Source organism: Pseudomonas sp. TE3552 (assembly GCF_056278945.1).
On record NZ_JBWBQJ010000001.1, the window covers coordinates 923,673 to 946,178 of the forward strand.

Here is a 22,506-nt window from a genome sequence, read left to right on the forward strand (position 1 = left end):
TTGTTCTCCTGATCGCCGTTTAGAAGCGGGCTACGCCGAAACTGTTGGATTGCAGCGAACGAACTTCGGCCTCATGGCAGATATCCAGCAAATACCCAAGCAACGTGCGCGTATCCCGCGGATCGATCAGCCCGTCGTCCCACAGGTTGGCGCTGCCATACAGCGCAGTGGACTGGCTGTCGAGTTTCTGCGCGGTGACCTGCTCCAGCGTGTCGAGCATTTTCGGATCGGGCACCAACCCGTCCTTGAGCTGTTTGGCTTCGGTGACGATCCGCAGCACTTTGCCGGCCTGGGCGCCGCCCATCACGGCGGTGCGGCTGTTGGGCCAGGCAAAGATGAAGCGCGGGTCGAGGCCGCGGCCGCACATCGCGTAGTTGCCGGCACCGTAGGACCCGCCGACAACGATCGTCAGTTTGGGCACTCGGGCATTGGCCACCGCTTGAATCATTTTGGCGCCATGCTTGATCACGCCTTGTTGTTCCGACTCGGTGCCGACCATGAAACCGGTGGTGTTATGGAAAAACAGCAGGGGTGTCTGGCTCTGGTCGCAGAGCTGAATGAACTGCGCGGCCTTGCTCGCGCCCTTGGGCGTGATCGGGCCGTTATTGCCGATGAAGCCGCAGGCTCGACCCTGGATCTGTAAATGCCCGCAAACCGTCTGCTGATCGAACTCGCCCTTGAATTCAAGGAAGTTCGACGCGTCGGCAATCCGCGCGATGATTTCACGCACGTCATAAGGCTTTTTCGCATCGTCGGGAATCAGCCCGAGCAACTCGTCGATCGGATAGAGCGGTTCATCCCAATGCCGCGCAGGCACTGAAGGCAACCGCGCATTCCACGGCAACAGGCTCATGATCTCGCGCACCTGACGCACGCCATCGGCATCGTTTTCGGCCAGGTATTCGGCGGTGCCGGCGGTTTGCGCATGCATCTGGGCGCCACCCAGTTCTTCATCGGTGGCGACTTCACCGGTCGCTGCTTTGAGCAGCGGCGGCCCGGCCAGAAACAGCTTGGCCTTGCCGCGCACCACCACCACGTAATCCGACAACCCCGGCTGATAGGCACCACCCGCCGTGGCCGAGCCATGGACCACAGTGATCTGCGGTAAACCCATGGCCGACATCCGCGCCTGATTGGCAAAGCTGCGCGCACCTTCGACGAAAATCTGCGCCGCGTAATTGAGGTTGGCGCCGCCGCTCTCGGCGAGGGTGATCACCGGCAGTTTGTTTTCCATGGCGATCTGTTGCAGGCGCAGGGATTTTTTCAGGCCGCTGGGGGAAATGGTTCCACCCTTGATCGCGCTGTTGTTCGCCACCACCAGCACCCGCACGCCAGACACATAACCGATCCCGGCGATCAAACCGCCACCGGCCGCGCTGCCGTCCTTGTCGTCGTGCAGTTTGTAGCCGGCCAGGCTCGCCAGTTCGAGGAATGGCGCGCCGGGGTCGAGCAGCAGGTTCAGCCGCTCCCGGGGCAGCAGTTGCCCGCGCTGGTCAAACCTGGGCTTGGCTTCAGCGGCTTTGTCCAGCAGGTTCTGCTCGAGCTGGCGGACTTGCTCGATACCCGCCAGCATGGCCGCGCGGTTATGGGCGAACGGTTCGCTGAGCGGGTCGATCTGGGACTGAATGACCGGCATGGGTTATTCCTTGTCCTTTAGTTCGTCTGGTTTGGAGGCGTCGGGTCTGAGCACCTCGGGCAGATAGGCGCGGTGAAAGCCGTTGTACGAGTGACTGTTCTGCGCCTTGCGCATCGGCCACGCCCGCCCGCCGAGGCTGGCGGCACCGTCAATGCGCAACGTGCTGCCGCTGACAAAGGCCGCTGCCGGGCTGAGGAGGAAAACAATCGCCGCGCTGATTTCCGATTCGGTGCCGATGCGCTTGAGCGGCACGTGTTCGCACAGGGTCGGGATCACGGCCCGGAACGCACCTTCGTAGGTGTCCATGCCGCTTGAGGCGACCCAGCCCGGTGCGACGGCGTTGACCCGCACGCCGGCATAGCCCCATTCAAACGCGGCGGTCTTGGTGAAGTTGTCCATGCCCGAGCGCGCCGCGCCCGAGTGACCCATGCCGGGCATGCCGCCCCACATGTCGGCGAGCATGTTGACGATGGCGCCGCCGTGCTTGCTCATGGACTGATTGAACACCTCACGGGCCATCAGAAAACCACCCACCAGGTTGGTGCGCAGGATGGTTTCGAAACCTTTCTGATTGATCGACGCGAGCGGCGAGGGGTACTGCCCGCCGGCATTGTTGACCAGCCCATGAATCGGTCCATGCTTACGGATCAGCTCGCTGACCAGTTGTGTGACGGCGTCTTCATCGCGGATATCGCAGACCTGCCAACTGGCTTTACCGCCGTCTTCGGTGATTTCGGCGGCGACCTTTTTCAGTTTTTCGACATTACGCCCCACCAGCAGCACCTGCGCGCCGAGGGCTGCGAGCTCGTGGGCGGTGCAACGGCCGATACCGCTGCCGCCACCGGTGACGATGATGTTTTGGCCAGCGAACAGGTCGGGTTTGTAAATCGAGTCATAAGCCATGGCGACGGTCCTCCTAGGGGGCGTTCTCAATTAGTTTCCCCGCCGCGTTGTCGCCTTAAAGCGGGCCAGGCAAGGCGCAGGCCGCTGGGAATGGTAGCTCCCTTTCCAAGGCCTGCAACGCAGCCTGGCCCGCTTTAAGGCACAACCCGAAGGGCCGGGCCTGCTGTTGTGCAGGGCTGTGTTGCTCGAAGCTTATTTGGAATGACCAAACTACGCTTCTCGCGCCTTGCCCTGCACAACAGCAGACCCGGCGCGGCGGGGAAACTAATTGAGAACGCCCCCTAAACCTGATCAGCGATGCGCTGCGGCACCGGAATCTGGATCTCCAGCAGTTGTTGGGCGAACGCCTTGCCTTGCGGATCGATCCGCAGGCTGGCCACGCCACCGCCGCCGAGTGCGTTCTCCAGAAGAAAATTAAAGCTCTGAGTGCCGGGTAAATACCAGCGTTCGACACGCCCGTGGATCGGGTCGAGGACATGGCTCATCCAGTCGACAATAACCTCGGGTGTCAGCGCTTCGGCTATCCACGGCAGGTAGTCGGGGTGGCGGGCCATGACGCCGATGTTGCTGTGATTGCCCTTGTCACCGGAGCGCGCCACGGCGAGTTTGATCAGAGCCACGCTGGCGTCTGCGCGTTCAGCGGTTTTGGGTGGATCGAACGGTAGCGGCAAGTCATCCGGGTCGAGTACATCGAGGGCGGGCAGGGCGCACGGGTGGTGCTCACCGGCGAGGTCGATTTCCAGGGTGCAGGCCGTTTTGTCGATCAGGAATGAAAACAGCCGAATCAGCGGGTACACCGTCGGCCGCCCGCCGACGATCCCGGTCAACCCCGGCGCCATGCCGGTGGCGGCCTGAGCAATTTCCCGGGAAAACAGAATCAAGGCCTGTTTACTTGGGTGGCGCACGGCGAGTTTGATCACCACTTCGCGGCTGTCGTGGCGCTGGCCATGAGGGCCATAAGTGGCTTCGCTGCCCAGCAGTTCGATGTTCACTTCGCTGTAGGGCGCCCAGCCGCGCTGGCTGAAGATTTCCGAGGTTTTGTTGATGATCGCCTGGCTGACCCGTCGGGCCTTGTCCACGGCATCGATCCCGGCGATCAGGCAACTGGCGGTACAGCGGAAACCGTCCGGATACGTAGCGCTGACCTTGTACTGATCGGTCGGCGGCAAGCCTTTTGCCCCATGCACCTGCACCGCATTTTTGCCTTGCTGCACCAGTTTGACCTGACTGAAATCACACACCACGTCCGGCAGCAAATAGGCCTGCGGGTCGCCAATTTCATAAAGCATCTGCTCGCCAACGGTCAGGGGCGTAACCAGACCGCCGGAGCCGTCGGGTTTGCTGACGATAAACTGGCTGTCGGCGCCGACTTCGACGATCGGAAAGCCGATGTGTTCGTAGTCGGGCACGTCGCGCCAATCGGTGAAATTGCCGCCGGTGCACTGGGCGCCACATTCAATGAGGTGCCCGGCCAATGCAGCCTGGGCGAGTTTGTCGTAGTCATGCCACGACCAGCCGAACTCATGCACCAGCGCGGCGCTGACCACGGCGCTGTCGACCACGCGCCCGGTAATCACAATGTCGGCGCCCAGACGCAGGGCTTCGACGATGCCCGGCGCGCCGAGGTAGGCGTTGGTCGACACACACATCGGCGGCAGGGGCGTGCCACTGAACATCTCATGGAGGCCAAGGCTGCTCAGGCGTTTGAACTGCGGTTGCAGATTGTCACCCGACAGCACGGCAATCTTCAGCGCTACCCCGGCTTTATCGCAGGCCGTTTGCAGGGCTGTGGCGCAAGCCTGTGGATTGACGCCGCCGGCATTGCTGATGACGCGGATCTTCTGTTCCGCGAGCTGGTTGAGGAGGGGACTGAGGACGTCGATGAAGTCGCTGGCGTAGCCGGCTCCCGGGTCTTTCATCCGCGCCGCGGCCATGATCGACATTGTGATTTCGGCCAGATAATCGAACACCAGATAGTCCAGCCGCCCGCCTTCCACCAGTTGCGCAGCGGCGGTCGAGGTATCGCCCCAGAAAGCGCTGGCGCAACCGATGCGGATTGTTTTAGGCGCAGTCAATTCCATAACCACCTCCGACAGAAGTGCTTCGAGACTACCAAGCAAGCGCTTGGTTTGTAAACGGCTGAAATATCTTCTGCCCAAGCGCTTGCTTGGTCGTCCCCGCCAGCTTAAATTGCCCGCGCAACCCCGCTGTTTTAGCGGCCAGCGGCGCAATTGATTGATCGACTGTAGGAGAGAACGGGTGGACGAGCAAAAAGCCCTGAGGGTGATGCGCGAATTGGTCGACAGCGGCCAATTGACCGACCCGGACAGCGCCCGCGGCAAACTGCTGCAAGTGGCCGCTCATCTGTTTCGCAACAAAGGTTATGAACGTACCACCGTGCGTGATCTGGCCAGTGCGGTGGGCATTCAGTCAGGCAGTATTTTTCATCACTTCAAAAGCAAGGACGAAATCCTGCGGGCAGTGATGGAGGAGACCATTCGCTACAACACTGCATTGATGCGTGCAGCCCTGGCCGAGGCCGGCAGTGTGCGCGAGCGGGTGCTGGCGCTGATTCGCTGTGAATTGCAGTCGATCATGGGCGGCAGCGGCGAGGCCATGGCGGTGTTGGTGTATGAGTGGCGTTCACTGTCCGAGGAAGGCCAGGCGCAGGTTCTGGCGCTGCGCGATATTTATGAAGCCATCTGGCTGCAGGTGCTGGGTGAGGCCAAGGACGCCGGTTTTATCCGTGGCGATGTGTTCATCACCCGTCGTTTCCTGACGGGCGCGTTGTCCTGGACCACCACCTGGTTTCGCGCCGATGGCAGCATGAGCCTCGATCAATTGGCCGATGAGGCGTTGATTCTGGTGCTTGAAGAGCGACAGTGAGCCGTCTATCTCGGTCAAAAACTGGCTAAGTCGGCGAAACCGCCTAGCTTGAATGCATTGATAAAATAATTTTTTCGGGGAGTGTGCTGTTTTGATGTCTTCACTAATTCGAATGGCGTCGCGGCTTTTGCTGGCGGCGCTTGCGGTGTGCTGGGTGTTGCCATCTCAAGCCGCGCAACAGGTGCGGGTCGGTGCCGCCCATTTTCCACCCTATACCGTGCGCCCTGAGTCCGGTGCCGACACCGGTCTGCTGCCGCAACTGGTGGAGGCGCTGAATCAGTTGCAAACCGATTATCAATTTGTGTTGGTACCCACCTCGATTCCTCGACGTTTCAATGACTTCAAGGAAGGTCGGGTCGATATGGCGATTTTCGAAAACCCGGAGTGGGGCTGGAAGGACATTGCGCATACCGACGTCGACATGGGCCTGGAAGATGCAGAAATCTTTGTCGCGCAGAAGCAACCCGGTCGTGATGAGAATTACTTCAAGGACCTGGCGAGCAAGCGGCTGGCGCTGTACAGCGGCTATCACTACGAGTTTGCCAATTTCAATGCCGATCCCAAGTACCTGGCCGACACCTACAACGCCACGCTGACCTATTCCCACGACAGCAACCTGCTGATGGTGCTGCGCGGGCGAGCGGACATTGCCTTGGTGACTCGCTCCTATCTGTTCGATTATCTGCTGCGTAACGAGAAAGTCGGCGAGCAATTGCTGGTGTCGCAGCGCATCGATCAGGTCTATCACCATTACGCACTGATTCGCCCGCAGGCGCCGATTACTGGCGAAGCATTCGGCAAGTTGCTGCAAGGCCTGCGAAACAACGGCCAGATGCTGAAGATTTTTAACCCTTACAAGATTGCCCTGGTGCCGGTGGGCAAACCCTGAAGGAGACAGTTTCTGAGTTCAGGGGGGGAGCAGACGACCGTTCATCGACTAATCGTGTTCTGCTGTTCGAACGGTCAGACTGACAGTAGACGCTTCGCCCAACGTGGTCTTAGCTCCTTTCCTGTGTCCGACCCCATGGAGGGGTTGGCTCTCATCCAGAAAGGATTTCTGCCATGACAACCCCCTCGTTGGTTTCTCTCTCCTGCGTTCCCTCTCCTGTGGTGGCGCAAGCTGTCGACAATGTACTCATTCTGAAAAAACCTGATGATTCGGCCGGTGTCACGGTCGAGGTGGCGCGTTGGCCGTTCATGGTGGTCAATCAAAAGGCGACGTTGCATGTCTGCGGTCAACAAGCCGACGGCTCGCCAGTGATGCTGCGGGTGGCCGACGCCGAGCCCGTCACGCAGCAAGAGTTCCAGGAGGGCTGGCGTCGGAATATTGCCTGGGCGTATTTGCAAAACCTCAAAGACCACAGCCATCTCTCGTTTGTTTTTCAGGCCGAGCTGGATGGAGGCAATTGTGCTTGCCCGGCACTGTTCCCGCCATTGTGTCTTGAGGTTCGGGCGCCTTTCGATGACACAACGACCTTCTCGGCAACAGACGGCACCAATAACTGGAATGGCTGGATGAGGGGGGAGGCTGCGACTGATCCACGGGATCTCACCATCACCAACGATGGGGGAATCTACGTATTATTCGACAACACCTACACCAACAACTCTGCCGGGACAGTGTTGAAAAAGACCTTTCAGAAGCTGGAGGTGGGGCGGTCCTATGAGTTCGGGTTGACCGTGCGCAGATGGAATGACAAATATTCAGTTCCGGTGCTGTCACTCAACAGCGGATCGCAAATCATTGCACCCGCGACGGAAATCTCATCAATGGCCTGGGCGCCGCTCAAAGGCACTTTTACCGCGAGCGCGTCGCAGATGGAGTTGCAGATCGTTAACCATGTCGCCACCGGAAACGGGAATGACTATGCCTTCCGCGAAATCTGGGTCAGGTCGATCTAACGCCTGCACAACCTCAATGGCCTGGAACTGACCCAGGCTGTGCATGCCACCGCGAACGCTCGTTAAGGTTCGCGGTGTTTTTCGTTAAATTTCCATGCCTGGCTCACGTCCCCTCAGTTAACTGTCGACGATTACCGTGAGCCCCACCCATGTCCAATCTGAATGACCTGACCACCCTGGCCTTGCCGTCAGGCAACTGTCTTGTAGCCGATGAAACCGCCAGCCGCCTTAGCCTCAGCCTGCAAGGGCAACCGTTGATCGAGCTGCGGCTGACCCATGAGCCGGAGTTGCATCTGCGGCTGGAGGAGCGCTTCGGCCGTCCTGACGGTCAGGCATTCTGGGCGGCTTGCTATTGGCTGTTTGCCCGTGACGCGGCGTGTCAGCGTCTGACCTGGCAACTCGATGATGTGCCCACCGAAGCCTTGCTCAGCGGATTGCTGATCGCGACCGAAGTCACCGGCCAGTATCACTGCGAACGCACGCTGTTCTGGCAATTGCCTCAGCCTTGGCTGGGTGAGTCGCGCACCGGCAGCTATCCGCAACAAATGGTCATCAGTAGCGGCAAGCGCCATCCATTGCGGGCGGTGAAACCCCGTGGCGAGGTGTATCGACGCTTTGATGCGCGGCTCGGTGCGTGGGTTTCCCTGCGCACGGTAGAAATCGAACATGACCTGGCGCGTTTCAACCGCTGGCAGAACAGCCCGCGGGTGGCGAGTTTCTGGCAGGAGGAGGGCAGTCTCGAGCAGCATCGGGAATACCTGAGCAAGCTCGAAGCCGACCCGCGCACCTTGACATTGATCGGTTGCTTCGATGATCAGCCGTTTGCCTATTTCGAAGCCTATTGGGCCAAGGAAGATCGTATTGCGCCGTTCTACGATGCCGGCGATTACGACCGTGGCATTCACATGCTGGTGGGCGAAGAACATCACCGCGGGCCGCACAAGGTGGCGAGCTGGCTATCGGCGCTGGTGCATTACCTGTTTCTCGATGATCCACGCACTCAACGGGTGGTCGCCGAGCCTCGCGCCGACAACGCGAAGATGATTGGGCATATGCACAACCAGTGTTTCCACTGCGAAAAAGAATTCGACTTCCCGCACAAGCGCGCGGCGCTGATGGTGTTGGGGCGTGAGCGGTTTTTTGATCGGTGTGCGTTGGTGTGAGGTGTATGGCTCAAGGTCGGTTGCGGTCTTGAGTCAGCCTTCGCGGGCAAGCCTCGCTCCTACAAGGAATCGCTTCCCCCCTGAGCGAGGCTTGCCCGCGAAGCTTTTAGCGGCGCGCGAAGGTATCCGCGCGATTACCCGACACCTTGCGGCAATGCACCAGCGCATCACGAATCATGAAGTTCACCAGGGTTGGCGAGACGCCGAGTTCTTTGGCGATGTCTTTTTGCGGCACGCCGTGCAGGCGGTACATCTCGAAGGCGTAACGGGTGCGGCTGGGCAGCTCCGTCAGCGCATCGGCAATGTTTTCCAGGGTCGAGAAATTCATGTGCGAGGTTTCCGGCGAAGCGCCCTGAATCACCACATTCAGACCTTCCTCTTCCGGGCCCGAATACTTCTGCTCCAGCGCCTGCTTGCGGTAATGATCGATCGCCAGGTTGCGCACGATCTGAAACAGATAGCTGAGCTGCGCCTTGATTGACGAGGTGATTTGCGGCGCCGACTGCAGCCGGAAGAACGCATCCTGCACCACGTCTTCGGCGCGAGATCGGCAGCCGGTGATGCGGGCGGCAATCTTGACCAGAATCAGTCGGTTGTCGACGAAGGCCTGAAGTAGCGGTGAATCGCACCTGCTTGTGGATACTTGTTCCGTCATTGGAAATCACCTTGCTGCAAATAGGGTCGTGGGACGACAGGGAGATAGGAGACGTCCTACACATCGAGCGACAAATTAGGCTGAATGATAATGATTGTCAATTGAGAAGGAGAATTAATGCAGTGTCTCGCTTCCTGACCGCAAGCCTGCCGGCGCTCAAGCCTGACGACTAATTATTTCCATACCTCATCCGTTCTCATTGGTGAATGGCTGCGGGTGCAAGCCCCGGCCAAAACCGCATTCCCAAGCCTTGCGCGGTCGGCGAAGACCGCGTCCTGCATGCCCATGAACGGGTGTGACGTACGAAAACCGATTCCACTTGCAAGCCGAATTCAGGCAGGAAATCTCATGACCGACGCGTTCGAACTCCCCAGCACACTGGTCCAAGCCCTTCAGCGTCGCGCGGCCCTGACGCCGGACCGGGTGGCCTTGCGTTTTCTCGCCGAAACCCAGGATCAGGCTGTGGTGCTCAGTTATCGTGAGCTGGATCAGCGGGCACGAACCATTGCCGGCGCATTGCAGGCCCAGGCGTCGTTCGGCGATCGCGCGGTGCTGCTGTTTCCCAGCGGCCCGGATTACGTCGCGGCGTTTTTTGGTTGCCTATATGCAGGTGTTATCGCGGTGCCGGCTTATCCGCCGGAATCGACCCGCCGTCATCACCAGGAGCGCCTGCTGTCGATCATTAGCGATGCCGAGCCGCGTTTGCTGCTGACCAGCGCCAACCTGCGCGACGCGTTGCTGCAAATCGACGGGGCGCCACCGCTGCTGTGTGTCGACACCCTCGACAGTGCCCTGGCCGAACGCTGGGTCGCGCCGGACCTGCAAGGCGAGCACATCGCCTTCTTGCAATACACCTCCGGTTCCACCGCGTTGCCTAAAGGCGTGCAAGTCAGTCACGGCAACCTGGTGGCCAACGAACTGTTGATCCGTCATGGCTTTGGCATTGATCTCAATCCCGACGACGTCATCGTCAGCTGGCTGCCGCTGTACCACGACATGGGCTTGATCGGTGGCCTGCTGCAGCCGATTTTCAGCGGCGTGCCCTGTGTATTGATGTCGCCGGCGTACTTCCTCGGCCGCCCGTTGCGCTGGTTGGAAGCGATCAGCGAATACGGCGGCACCATCAGCGGCGGGCCCGACTTCGCCTATCGACTGTGCAGCGAACGGGTCAGCGAATCGGCCCTGGAATGCCTCGACCTGAGCGGCTGGCGCGTGGCGTATTCCGGCTCCGAGCCGATTCGCCTCGACACCCTGGAGCGCTTCGCCGAGAAGTTCGCGGCCTGTGGTTTCACCCCGGACAGTTTCATGGCGTCCTACGGTCTGGCCGAAGCCACGCTGTTTGTGGCCGGCAGCCCTCGTGGCCAGGGCATTGGAAACCTGCGCGTGGACGATCAGGCCCTGGCGCAGAACCGTGCCGAGCCGGGCGAAGGCAGCGCGATCATGAGTTGCGGCATCAGCCAGCCGGATCACGCGGTGCTGATTGTCGATTCGGTATCGCTTGAAGAACTCGCCGACAACGCGGTCGGTGAAGTCTGGGCCGCCGGGCCGAGCATCGCCCATGGCTACTGGCGCAACCCTGAAGCCACGGCCAAGACCTTCGTCCAGCACGCGGGCCGCACCTGGCTGCGCACCGGCGACCTGGGCTTTTTGCGTGACGGTGAACTGTTCATCACCGGGCGCCTGAAAGACATGCTGATCGTTCGTGGTCACAACCTCTATCCGCAGGACATCGAGCAGACCGTCGAGCACGAAGTGGAGGTGGTGCGCAAAGGTCGCGTGGCCGCGTTCGCGGTCAACCTCGAGGGTCAGGAAGGCATCGGCATTGCCGCGGAAATCAGCCGCAGCGTGCAGAGAATCCTGCCGCCCGAGGCGCTGATCAAAGCCATCCGCCAAGCGGTGGCCGAGGCGTATCAGCAAGCACCGAGCGTGGTGGTGTTGCTCAATCCGGGCGCACTGCCCAAGACGTCCAGCGGTAAGTTGCAACGCTCCGCCTGCCGCAATCGCCTGGCGGATGGCAGCCTCGACAGCTACGCGCTATTCCCCTCGGCAGGCATCGCAAGCCCATCTGAAACCGAACCGGGCTCTGAGCTGCAAGCGTTGATCGGCCAGATCTGGTGTGAGCAATTGCAGGTCAAGCAGGTCAACGCCGACGATCACTTCTTCCTGCTCGGCGGCAACTCCATCGCCGCCACTCAAGTGGTCGCACGCCTGCGTGAAGAGTTGGGGCTGGAGCTGAATCTGCGCCTGTTGTTCGAAGCGCCGACCCTCGGCGCATTCGCTGCTGCGGTCACTCAGCAACAACAGGATGGCGGCCTCGCCCAAGGTGCGATCATGCCCTTGTCGCGCGCCGATGCCATGCCGCAATCCCTGGCACAAAACCGTCTGTGGATCACCTGGCAACTCGACCCGCAGAGCAGCGCCTACAACATTCCCGGTGCCTTGCACCTGCGTGGCGAACTGGACGCAGACGCCTTGCACGCCAGTTTCCAGCAACTGATCGAACGTCACGAATCCCTGCGCACACGGTTTTTCGAGCGTGATGGCGTAGCCTTGCAACAGGTCATTGCTGCCGGCGAATTCAACCTGCAAGTGATCGACATCAGCGACCTGCCAGCCGCCGAGCGTGAAGCCCGCGCGCAGCAAATCCGCGAGGACGAAGCCCGCACACAGTTCGATCTGGAAAAAGGCCCGCTGCTGTGGGTCACCCTGGTGCGCCTCGACGATGAGGACCATCAACTGCTGGTGACGATGCACCACATCATCGCCGACGGTTGGTCACTGAACGTGTTGATCGACGAATTCTCTCGCCTGTATGCGGCCGCCTCTCAAGGCCAGACCGCCAGCCTTCCAGCCTTGGCGACGCAATACGCTGACTACGGCAGTTGGCAGCGCCAGTGGCTGGCGCAAGGGGAGGGCGAGCGTCAACTCGCTTACTGGAAAGAGCAGTTGGGTGATGAGCATCCGACCCTGAGCCTGGCCACCGACCATCCACGTTCAGTGCAGCACACGCACAGCGCCGCCCGCCACACGCGGCGTTTGGACAAGCATCTGAGCGATGCCATCCGCCAGACCGCCCAGGCCCATGAATCGACACCGTTCATGCTATTGCTCACGGCATTCCAAAGCCTGTTGCACCGTTACAGCGGCCAACGCGACATCCGCATCGGCATACCGAATGCCAACCGTCCGCGTCTGGAAACCCAAGGGCTGATCGGCTTCTTCATCAACACCCAGGTGCTGCGCGCCGAGGTGGATTCGCGACGGCCGTTCATTGAGTTGCTGGCGCAAACCCGTCAAGCCGCATTGGGCGCGCAAGCGCATCAGGACTTGCCGTTCGAACAACTGCTCGAGGCCTTCCCGCAAGCCCGCGAACAAGGCCTGTTCCAGGTCATGTTCAACCATCAGCAACGGGATCTCAGTGCCCTGCGTCGCTTGCCAGGGCTGCTCGCCGAAGAGCTGCCTTGGCACAGCCGCGAAGCCAAGTTCGACCTGCAACTGCACAGCGAAGAAGACCGCAACGGGCGTCTGAGCCTGTCGTTCGACTACGCCAGCGAGTTATTTGACCTGACGACGATCGAGCGTCTGGCCGAGCATTTCAGCAACCTGCTGCAAGCCGTCTGCGAACAACCGACCATCGCCATCGGTGACCTGCCATTGCTCACCCCGCATGAGCACGATCAGCAATCCGCCTGGAGCACCGCACCCTGCATACCGGCCAGCCAATGGTTGCCGGAACTGCTCAACGAACAAGCGCGCCAGACCCCGGAACGCACCGCGTTGCTGTGGGACGGCGGCAGCCTGGACTTCGCCGAACTGCACGCCCAGGCCAACCGCCTGGCGCATTACCTGCGGAACAAAGGCGTCGGCCCGGACGTGTGCGTGGCCATCGCCGCCGAACGTTCGCCGCAGTTGCTGATCGGCTTGCTGGCGATCAGCAAGGCTGGTGGCGCTTATGTGCCGCTGGACCCGGATTACCCGGCCGAGCGTCTGGCCTATATGCTCAGCGACAGTGGTGTTGAATTACTGCTGACCCAAACCGAATTGCTCGACCGCTTGCCGGCCACCGATGGCGTCAGCGTGATTGCCATGGACGCCCTGCATCTGGAGAACTGGCCAAGTCAGGCGCCGGGTCTGCACCTGCACAGCGACAACCTCGCTTATGTGATTTACACCTCGGGCTCCACCGGTCAGCCGAAGGGCGTTGGTAATACGCATGCAGCCCTTGCCGAGCGCTTGCAATGGATGCAAGCCACCTACCGTCTGAACGAAACCGATGTGCTGATGCAAAAAGCGCCAATCAGTTTCGACGTGTCGGTGTGGGAGTGCTTCTGGCCGCTGATCACCGGTGCACGTCTGCTGATTGCCGGCCCCGGCGAACATCGCGATCCGCACCGCATCGCGCAGCTTGTTCAGCAGTACGGCGTGACCACGCTGCACTTTGTTCCGCCATTGCTAGCGTTGTTCATCGACGAACTGCTCAGCGCCGAATGCACCAGCCTGCGCCGAGTGTTTTCCGGCGGCGAAGCCTTGCCCGCCGAACTGCGCAATCGCGTGCTGGAACACTTGCCGGCGGTGCAGCTGCACAACCGCTACGGCCCGACCGAAACGGCGATCAACGTCACCCACTGGCACTGCACAACGGCTGATGGCGAGCGCTCGCCGATTGGCCGACCGTTGGGCAACGTGCTGTGCCGCGTACTCGACAGTGACCTCAACCCGGTTCCGGCCGGTGTGCCGGGTGAACTGTGCATCAGTGGTATCGGTCTGGCCCGGGGTTATCTCGGTCGCCCGGGACTGACTGCCGAACGCTTTGTGGTCGATCCGCTGGGTGAGCAGGGCGCGCGTCTGTATCGCACCGGTGACCGTGCCCGCTGGACCGATGATGGCGTGATCGAATACCTCGGTCGCCTCGATCAACAGGTCAAACTGCGTGGTTTTCGTGTCGAGCCGGAAGAAATCGAAGCGCGTCTGTTGGCGCAGTCCGGCGTCGCCCAAGCGGTGGTGCTGGTGCGCGAAACGGCGGCCGGCGGGCAGTTGATCGGTTACTACACCGCCACTGAAACCAGCGAAACCATCGATGCTCAAACCACACGCCTGAAAGCCGCGCTGGCGGCTGAGCTGCCGGAATACATGGTCCCGGCGCAACTCATGCGTCTGGAAGAAATGCCCCTGAGCCCGAGCGGCAAACTCGACCGTCGTGCCTTGCCGGAACCTCAGTGGCAAGTCCGCGAACACGTCGAACCGGTCAGCGCCCTGGAACAACAGATCGCCGGCATCTGGCGTGAAGTGCTGGGCCAGTCGCAGATCGGTTTGCGCGACGATTTTTTCGCCCTCGGCGGTCATTCTTTACTGGCCACGCAAATCATCTCCCGCACCCGCCAGGCCTGCGATGTCGAGTTGCCGCTGCGCACGCTGTTCGAGAACAGCGAACTGGGCGCTTTTGCCGAGCAGGTTCGCTTGATCCAGGCCAGCGGCAAAACCAACAAACAGCCGCCGATCGAGAAGGTCGACCGTAGCCAACCGGTGCCACTGTCCTATTCCCAGCAACGCATGTGGTTCCTCTGGCAGATGGAGCCGGACAGCCCGGCCTATAACGTAGGCGGCATGGCGCGGTTGCGTGGCGTGCTGGATGTCGGGCGTTTCGAGGCGGCGCTGCAAGCGTTGATCATGCGTCACGAAACCCTGCGCACGACGTTCCCGAGCGTCGACGGCGTGGCTCGGCAACAGGTGCATCCAGACACCGGCCTGCGCATGGACTGGAAGGATTTCACCACGCTGGATGCCGATGGCCGCGAATGGCAGGTCCAGCAACTGGCCGATGACGAAGCCCATAAGCCTTTCGATCTGGAAACCGGACCGCTGCTGCGTGCTTGCCTGGTCAAGACCGCCGAGCAGGAGCATTACTTCGTCCTGACCCTGCACCACATCGTCACCGAAGGTTGGGCGATGGACATTTTTGCCCGGGAACTGAGCGCGCTCTACGAAGCGTTTGTCGATGACCGCGAATCACCGCTGCAGCCACTGCCGGTGCAGTACCTGGATTACAGCGTGTGGCAGCGTCAGTGGCTGGAGTCCGGCGAGCGTCAGCGCCAGCTCGATTACTGGACCGCGCAACTGGGCCGCGAACATCCGCTGCTGGAATTGCCGGCCGATCGTCCGCGTCCGCCGGTGCAAAGCCATCAAGGCGAACTGTTCCGTTTTGACCTGAGCAATGACCTCGCGGCGCGGGTTCGAGCCTTCAATGCACAAAACGGTCTGACGCTGTTTATGACCATGACGGCTGCGCTGGCGGTGCTGCTTTACCGCTACAGCGGCCAGACCGACCTGCGCATCGGGGCGCCGGTGGCCAACCGCATTCGCCCGGAAAGCGAAGGGCTGATTGGCGCATTCCTCAACACCCAAGTGCTGCGTTGCCAGCTCGACGGGCAGATGTCTGTCGGCGAGTTGTTCGAGCAGGTTCGCCACACCGTGATCGAAGGCCAGTCCCATCAGGACCTGCCGTTCGATCACTTGGTCGAAGCCTTGCAGCCACCGCGCAGCGCTGCGTACAACCCGCTGTTCCAGGTGATGTGCAACGTGCAGCGCTGGGAGTTCCAGCAGAGCCGCACCCTGGCCGGGATGACCGTCGATTACCTGGCCAACGATGCACGAGCGACCAAGTTCGACCTCAACCTGGAAGTCACTGACCTCGACCATCGCCTGGGTTGCTGCCTGACCTACAGCACCGATTTGTTCGACGAGCCGCGCATTGCACGCATGGCCGGGCACTGGCGCAACCTGCTGGAAGCGTTGCTGAGTGACCCGCAACAACGCCTCAGCGAGCTGCCGTTGCTCGAAGCCACTGAACAGCAAAACCTGCTCGACAGCCTCGGCATCGAGCCGGGTGAACATCGCCTCGATCAATGCATCCATCATCTGTTCAGCGAACAGGCGCTGATGCGTAAAGACGCGCCGGCCCTGACCTTCGCTGGGCAAACCCTGAGCTACGCCGAGCTCGACAGCCGCGCCAATCGCCTCGCCTGGATACTGCGCGAGCGCGGTGTCGGGCCACAGGTTCGGGTTGGCCTGGCATTGGAGCGTTCGCTGGAGATGGTCGTCGGCCTGCTGGCGATCCTCAAGGCTGGCGGTGCCTATGTACCGCTGGACCCGGAATACCCGCTGGATCGCTTGCACTACATGATCGAAGACAGCGGCATCGGTTTGCTGCTCAGCGATGCGGCGATGTTCGCGGCGCTCGGTGAATTGCCGGCCAGCGTCGGCCGCTGGTGCCTGGAAGAGGACGGCGCGAAATTGGCCAACTACCCGGCCAGCGAGCTGCCGTTTATCAGCCTGCCGCAACATCAGGCCTACCTGATCTACACCTCGGGCTCCACCGGCAAACCGAAAGGCGTGGTGGTGTCCCACGGTGAAATCGCCATGCACTGCCGCGCCGTGATCGAACGCTTTGCCATGCGCCCCGATGACTGCGAATTGCACTTCTACTCGATCAACTTCGATGCCGCGACCGAGCGTCTGCTGGTGCCGCTGTTGAGTGGTGCGCAGGTTGTCCTGCGTGCGCAAGGCCAGTGGGATGCGCAAGAAATCTGCGGGCTGATTCGTCGGCACAACATCAACATTCTTGGTTTCACCCCAAGCTATGGCAGCCAGTTGGCGCAATGGCTGGCGACCCAGGGCGAAACCCTGCCGGTGCGCATGTGCATCGCCGGCGGCGAGGCCCTGACGGGCGAACACCTGCAACGGATTCGCGCGGCGTTCAAACCGAGCCTGTTTTTCAACGCTTACGGCCCGACCGAAACCGTGGTCATGCCGCTTGCCAGCCTGGCGCCCGAGCAATTGGAGGAAGGGCTGGGCAGCGTGCCGATCGGCAGCGTGATCGGCGCGCGGGTGGCGTACATCCTCGACGCCGATCTGGCGTTGGTGCCGCAAGGCGCGACGGGTGAGTTGTACGTCGGCGGTGCCGGCCTGGCGCAGGGTTATCACCAGCGTCCGGGCATGACTGCCGAACGGTTTGTCGCCGACCCTTTTGCAGTGAACGGCGGACGTTTGTACCGCACCGGCGACCTTGTTCGTCAGCGCGCCGATGGTCTGGTCGAGTACCTCGGCCGGATTGACCATCAAGTGAAGATCCGTGGTTTCCGCATCGAGCTGGGCGAGATCGAAACCCGTCTGCTGGAACATGAATCCGTGCGTGAAGCGGTGGTGCTGGCCCTCGATGCACCGAGCGGCAAACAACTGGTGGGCTATCTGGTCAGCGACGTGGCCGAGCAGGACGAAGCACAACAAGCCACACTGCGCGAAGCCTTGAAGAATCACCTCAAAGCTCAGTTGCCGGATTACATGGTGCCCACGCACCTGATCCTGCTGGCCAGCATGCCGCTGACCGCCAATGGCAAACTCGACCGCCGCGCACTGCCGGCACCGGACCCGGAGTTGAATCGTCAGCACTACGTAGCGCCGAGTAATGAGCTTGAACTGACCCTGGCCGGCATCTGGTGCGAAGTGCTGAACGTCCAGCAAGTGGGCCTCAACGACAACTTCTTCGAGCTGGGCGGCGATTCGATTCTATCGATCCAGGTGGTCAGCCGTGCGCGGCAGCAGGGCATCCACTTCAGCCCGCGTGACCTGTTCCAGCACCAGACCGTGCAGACGTTGGCTGCGGTGGCAACCCGCACCGAGCAGATCACCGCCGAGCAAGGCCTGCTGAGCGGTGAATCGCGTTTGACGCCGATTCAGCATTGGTTCTTCGACACTGAAATCCCGCAGCGTCAGCACTGGAACCAAGCGTTGCTGCTGGAGCCAACCGTAGCGCTGGAACCTCATCGTCTGGAGCAAGCGCTGCTGGCGGTGACCGAACAACACGATGCTTTGCGCCTGCGTTTCACTGAGGTCGCGGGTCATTGGCAGGCCGAGCATCAGGCAGTTTCCGACGCCGCCGTGCTGTGGCAGGCGCAAGTGCCGAGCCTGGACAAATGCACGGCACTGTTCGCCGATGCCCAGCGCAGCCTCGACCTTGAGCAAGGGCCGCTGATGCGGGCGCTGCTGGTGGATGATCCCGAGGGGCAACAACGTCTGTTCATTGCCATTCACCACTTAGTGGTGGATGGGGTGTCGTGGCGGGTGCTGCTGGACGATCTGCAAACGGTTTATCGTCAACTCGAGTCCCGACAGTCAGTAAAACTGCCGGCGAAAACCAGCGGCTTCAAGGACTGGGCCGCACGGTTGCAGGCTTATGCCGGCAGCGAATCCCTGCGTGAAGAATTGAGCTGGTGGCAGGCGCAATTGGCCGGCCCAAGCGCTGAGTTACCGTGTGATCGGCCTCAGGGCGGTCAACAGAATCGTCACGCACAAACCGTCAGCGTGCGCCTCGACAGCGAGCGCACCCGCCAACTGCTGCAACAGGCGCCGACGGCCTATCGCACCCAGGTCAATGACCTGCTGCTGACCGCATTGGCCCGTGTGTTGTGTCGCTGGAGCGGTCACGAATCGGCGTTGATTCAACTCGAAGGCCATGGTCGCGAAACCCTGTTCGACGAGATCGACCTGACCCGCACCGTTGGCTGGTTCACCAGTGCTTACCCGCTGCGTTTGACGCCTGTGGCAGAGCAGGGTGCCTCGATCAAGGCGATCAAGGAGCAACTGCGCGCCGTGCCTCACAAGGGTTTGGGTTATGGCGTGCTGCGTTACCTGGCCGATGGCCTGTGCCGTCAGACCATGGCCGCGCTGCCGGTGGCGCCGATCACCTTCAACTACCTGGGCCAATTCGATCAGAGCTTCGGCAGTGATGCGCTGTTCCGTCCGCTGGATGAACCGGTGGGCGCGGCACACGATCCACATGCGCCGCTGCCTAATGAGCTGAGCGTCGACAGTCAGGTGTATGGCGGTGAGTTGGTGCTGCGCTGGACCTTCAGCGCCGAACGCCACGACCGGCAAACCATCACCGATCTGGCAGAGGCGTATCTGGGCGAATTGCACAGCCTGATCCAGCACTGCCTGAGCGACAACGCGGGCGGCCTGACACCGTCGGACTTCCCGCTGGCCAGACTGACTCAGCCGCAACTCGACGCACTGCCAGTCCCGGCGGCGATGATCGAAGATGTCTACCCGCTGACCCCGATGCAGGAAGGCATGCTGCTGCACACCTTGCTCGAACCGGGCACCGGCCTCTATTACATGCAGGACCGCTACCGCATCAACAGCGAACTCGACCCCGAGCGCTTCGCCCAAGCCTGGCAAGCGGTGATCGCCCGTCACGAAGCCCTGCGCGCATCGTTCTGCTGGAACGTCGGCGAAGACATGCTGCAAGTGATCCATAAACCGGGCAGCACACCGATCGAATATCTGGACTGGAGCGCGGTTGCCGAAACCGAGCAAGAACCGAAGTTGCAGGCGCTGCTCAAAAGCGAGCGTGAGGCCGGGTTCGATTTGCTCAATCAGGCACCGTTCCACCTGCGCTTGATCCGCGTGGGCGCGGCGCGTTACTGGTTCATGATGAGTAACCATCACATCCTCATCGATGCCTGGTGCCGTTCACTGTTGATGAATGATTTCTTCGACATCTACACCGCCCTCGGCGAAGGCCGGGAAGCACAACTGGCTGTGCCGCCGCGTTATCGCGATTACATCGGCTGGCTGCAACGCCAGAGCCTGGCCGAAGCGCAGCAGTGGTGGCAGCAGAACCTGCGAGGTTTCGAGCGCACCACGCCGATTCCGAGCGACCGGCCAATGCTGCGTGAACATGCCGGCGACAGCGGCGGCATGATCGTCGGCGACTGCTACACAAGGCTCGATACCCGCGATGGCGCGCAATTGCGCGAACTGGCGCAGGCCCATCAGCTGACCATCAACACCTTCGCCCAAGCGGCGTGGGCGCTGGTGCTGCGTCGCTTGAGCGGCGATCGCGACGTGCTGTTCGGCGTCACGGTGGCCGGGCGTCCGGTACAGATGCCAGAGATGCAGCGCACCGTCGGGCTGTTCATCAACAGCATCGCCCTGCGGGTGAAAATGCCCGAAGACGATCAGCATTGCAGCGTTCGTCAGTGGCTCAGCGGTTTGCTCGACAGCAACATGCAACTGCGCGAGTACGAATACCTGCCGCTGGTGAGCATTCAGGAAAACAGCGAGCTGCCTAAAGGCCAGCCACTGTTCGACAGCCTGTTCGTGTTTGAAAACGCCCCGGTGGAAGTCTCAGTGCTGGACCGTGCGCAAAGCCTCAATGCCACTTCGGATTCGGGCCGCACCCACACCAACTTCCCGTTGACGGCGGTCTGCTATCCGGGGGATGACCTGGGTTTGCACCTGTCCTACGACCAGCGTTATTTCGATGAATCCACGGTCGAGCGCATGATCGGTGAGTTCAAGCGACTGCTGCTGGCGCTGGTCGAAGGCTTCCATGGCGACATGGCCGATCTGCCGCTGCTGGGCCTAGAGGAACAGGACTTCCTGATTCATGGCTGCAACCAGAGCGAACACGAGTACCCGCTGGAGCAGAGCTATGTCTCATTGTTCGAAGCGCAGGTTGCTGAGCATCCGCAGCGAGTTGCCGCCAGTTGCCTGGATCAGCAGCACAGCTACGTTGAGCTGAACCAGCGCAGCAACCGCCTCGGTCATGCCTTGATCGCTGCGGGCGTCGGGTTCGATCAGCCGGTGGCGTTGCTGGCCGAACGTAACCTTGATCTGTTGGGCATGATCATCGGCAGCTTCAAGGCCGGAGCCGGTTACCTGCCGCTGGACCCGGGTCTGCCGAGTCAGCGCCTGAGCCGGATCATTGACCTGAGCCGCACGCCACTGCTGGTTTGCACTCAGGCGTGCCGTGAACAAGCCGTCACGCTGCTGGAAGAGTTCGCTTGTGCCAACCGACCTCGATTGCTGGTTTGGGAAGACGTGCAGGCGAGCGATGTTTCGGTGGCCAATCCGGGCATTTACAGCGGCCCGGACAACCTCGCCTACGTGATTTACACCTCGGGCTCCACCGGCCTGCCAAAGGGGGTGATGGTCGAGCAGCGCGGCATGCTCAATAACCAGTTGAGCAAGGTGCCATACCTGAAACTGAGCGACGCCGACGTGATCGCCCAGACCGCCTCGCAAAGCTTCGACATTTCGGTCTGGCAGTTCCTCGCGGCGCCGTTGTTCGGTGCTCGAGTGGACATCGTGCCGAACAGCATCGCCCACGATCCGCAAGGCTTGTTGGCTCACGTTCAGAGCCAGGGCATCAGCGTGCTGGAAAGCGTGCCGTCGCTGATTCAGGGCATGCTCGCCCAGGACCGCATGAGCCTCGATGGCCTGCGCTGGATGCTGCCAACGGGCGAAGCGATGCCGCCGGAACTGGCGCATCAATGGTTGCTGCGTTACCCACAGATTGGTCTGGTGAACGCTTACGGTCCGGCGGAATGCTCGGACGATGTGGCGTTCTTCCGGGTCGACCTGGCCTCGACTCGCGGCAGCTATCTGCCGATTGGTACGCCGACCGACAACAATCGTTTGTACCTGCTCGATGGCGCGCTGGAGTTGGTGCCATTGGGAGCGGTGGGTGAGTTGTGCGTGGCCGGCATCGGCGTGGGTCGTGGCTATGTGAGCGATCCGTTGCGTACTGCGCAAGTGTTTGTGCCGAACCCGTTCGGTGCGCCGGGGGATCGCCTGTATCGCACCGGCGACCTGGCCCGACGTCGCAGTGACGGCGTGCTGGAATACGTCGGGCGCATCGACCATCAGGTGAAGATCCGCGGTTACCGCATCGAGCTGGGTGAAATCGAAGCCCGTCTGCACGAGCAGCCGGAAGTTCGTGGCGCCGCGGTAAGTGTTCAGGAAGGCGTCAACGGCAAGCATTTGGTCGGCTACCTGGTAGCGGCCGAGTCGGCATTGAATCCAGGCGATCGACTGGAGCGCATCAAGCAACGCCTGCGCGCTGAATTGCCGGAGTACATGGTGCCGCTGCACTGGTTGTGGCTCGACAAGCTGCCGCTCAACGCCAACGGCAAGCTTGATCGCAAGGCCTTGCCGGTGTTGGAGATCGGGCAGTTGCAGAGCCAGGACTATCAGGCGCCAGGCAACGAGCTGGAGCAGACCCTGGCGGATATTTGGGCGCACGTGTTGAAGGTCGAGAAGGTGGGCGTGCGTGACAACTTCTTCGAACTCGGCGGGCATTCGCTGCTGGCCACACAGATCGCCTCGCGGGTGCAAAAAGCCCTGCAACGCAACGTGCCGCTGCGGGCGATGTTCGAGTGCAGCACGGTTGCCGAGTTGGCCGAGTACATCGACGGGTTGGCGGTGAGCGACATGACCGAGGAGAAGGTGGATCGGTTGAATGACCTGATGGCGGAGCTGGAGGGGCTGTAGTTCTCTGGTGTCGCGAAGGCGTCATCACA

General features: G+C 61.3%; 9 protein-coding genes. 5 read left to right on the forward strand and 4 right to left on the reverse strand.

The features are described 5' to 3' along the window. Window positions 1-19 precede the first annotated feature (19 nt). From atuC to ACZ9BB_RS04080, 3 genes are all read right to left on the reverse strand, one after another. The gene (gene atuC / locus ACZ9BB_RS04070; RefSeq protein WP_476212648.1) at window positions 20-1,636 is read right to left on the reverse strand and encodes a geranyl-CoA carboxylase subunit beta; all 1,617 of its coding nucleotides are present in this window, start codon (window positions 1,634-1,636) and stop codon (window positions 20-22) included. Window positions 1,637-1,639: 3 nt separating this feature from the next. Further along, a complete protein-coding gene (locus tag ACZ9BB_RS04075; protein WP_476212649.1) occupies window positions 1,640-2,539 on the reverse strand; it encodes an SDR family oxidoreductase in 900 nt (299 codons plus the stop codon). A 281-nt stretch (window positions 2,540-2,820) separates the two neighbouring features. Continuing rightward, window positions 2,821-4,620, reverse strand: a complete 1,800-nt coding sequence (locus tag ACZ9BB_RS04080) for an acyclic terpene utilization AtuA family protein (RefSeq protein ID WP_476212650.1) — start codon at window positions 4,618-4,620, stop codon at window positions 2,821-2,823. Between the two features lie 178 nt (window positions 4,621-4,798). Here ACZ9BB_RS04080 and ACZ9BB_RS04085 point away from each other — a divergent pair, with 178 nt between their 5' ends. The 4 genes from ACZ9BB_RS04085 (at window position 4,799) to ACZ9BB_RS04100 (ending at window position 8,490) form a co-directional block, all read left to right on the forward strand. Next, a complete protein-coding gene (locus ACZ9BB_RS04085) occupies window positions 4,799-5,425 on the forward strand; it encodes a TetR/AcrR family transcriptional regulator (RefSeq protein WP_476212651.1) in 627 nt (208 codons plus the stop codon). A gap of 94 nt (window positions 5,426-5,519) precedes the next feature. Next, the gene (locus ACZ9BB_RS04090) at window positions 5,520-6,314 is read left to right on the forward strand and encodes a substrate-binding periplasmic protein (protein ID WP_476212652.1); all 795 of its coding nucleotides are present in this window, start codon (window positions 5,520-5,522) and stop codon (window positions 6,312-6,314) included. A gap of 173 nt (window positions 6,315-6,487) precedes the next feature. Next, a complete protein-coding gene (locus ACZ9BB_RS04095; protein ID WP_454187310.1) occupies window positions 6,488-7,327 on the forward strand; it encodes a sugar-binding protein in 840 nt (279 codons plus the stop codon). Between the two features lie 149 nt (window positions 7,328-7,476). Next, the gene (locus tag ACZ9BB_RS04100; protein ID WP_476212653.1) at window positions 7,477-8,490 is read left to right on the forward strand and encodes a GNAT family N-acetyltransferase; all 1,014 of its coding nucleotides are present in this window, start codon (window positions 7,477-7,479) and stop codon (window positions 8,488-8,490) included. Window positions 8,491-8,596: 106 nt separating this feature from the next. Here the strand turns inward: ACZ9BB_RS04100 and ACZ9BB_RS04105 are convergent, their stop codons facing one another. Next, window positions 8,597-9,145, reverse strand: a complete 549-nt coding sequence (locus ACZ9BB_RS04105; protein ID WP_007894994.1) for an RNA polymerase factor sigma-70 — start codon at window positions 9,143-9,145, stop codon at window positions 8,597-8,599. A 348-nt stretch (window positions 9,146-9,493) separates the two neighbouring features. On the opposite strand from ACZ9BB_RS04105, the gene ACZ9BB_RS04110 reads away from it, so the two are divergent. After that, complete coding sequence (locus ACZ9BB_RS04110; protein ID WP_476212654.1) at window positions 9,494-22,477, forward strand: non-ribosomal peptide synthetase; 12,984 nt, start codon at window positions 9,494-9,496, stop codon at window positions 22,475-22,477. The last annotated feature ends 29 nt before the right edge of the window (window positions 22,478-22,506 follow it).

What these genes read in the sequence shown, in the direction of transcription:
- ACZ9BB_RS04075 (WP_476212649.1), bottom strand. Translation starts at nt 2,539, where the DNA reads ATGGCTTATGACTCGATTTACAAACCCGACCTGTTCGCTGGCCAAAAC.
- ACZ9BB_RS04080 (WP_476212650.1), bottom strand. Translation starts at nt 4,620, where the DNA reads ATGGAATTGACTGCGCCTAAAACAATCCGCATCGGTTGCGCCAGCGCT.
- ACZ9BB_RS04110 (WP_476212654.1), top strand. Translation starts at nt 9,494, where the DNA reads ATGACCGACGCGTTCGAACTCCCCAGCACACTGGTCCAAGCCCTTCAG.
- ACZ9BB_RS04100 (WP_476212653.1), top strand. Translation starts at nt 7,477, where the DNA reads ATGTCCAATCTGAATGACCTGACCACCCTGGCCTTGCCGTCAGGCAAC.
- atuC (WP_476212648.1), bottom strand. Translation starts at nt 1,636, where the DNA reads ATGCCGGTCATTCAGTCCCAGATCGACCCGCTCAGCGAACCGTTCGCC.
- ACZ9BB_RS04090 (WP_476212652.1), top strand. Translation starts at nt 5,520, where the DNA reads ATGTCTTCACTAATTCGAATGGCGTCGCGGCTTTTGCTGGCGGCGCTT.
- ACZ9BB_RS04095 (WP_454187310.1), top strand. Translation starts at nt 6,488, where the DNA reads ATGACAACCCCCTCGTTGGTTTCTCTCTCCTGCGTTCCCTCTCCTGTG.
- ACZ9BB_RS04105 (WP_007894994.1), bottom strand. Translation starts at nt 9,145, where the DNA reads ATGACGGAACAAGTATCCACAAGCAGGTGCGATTCACCGCTACTTCAG.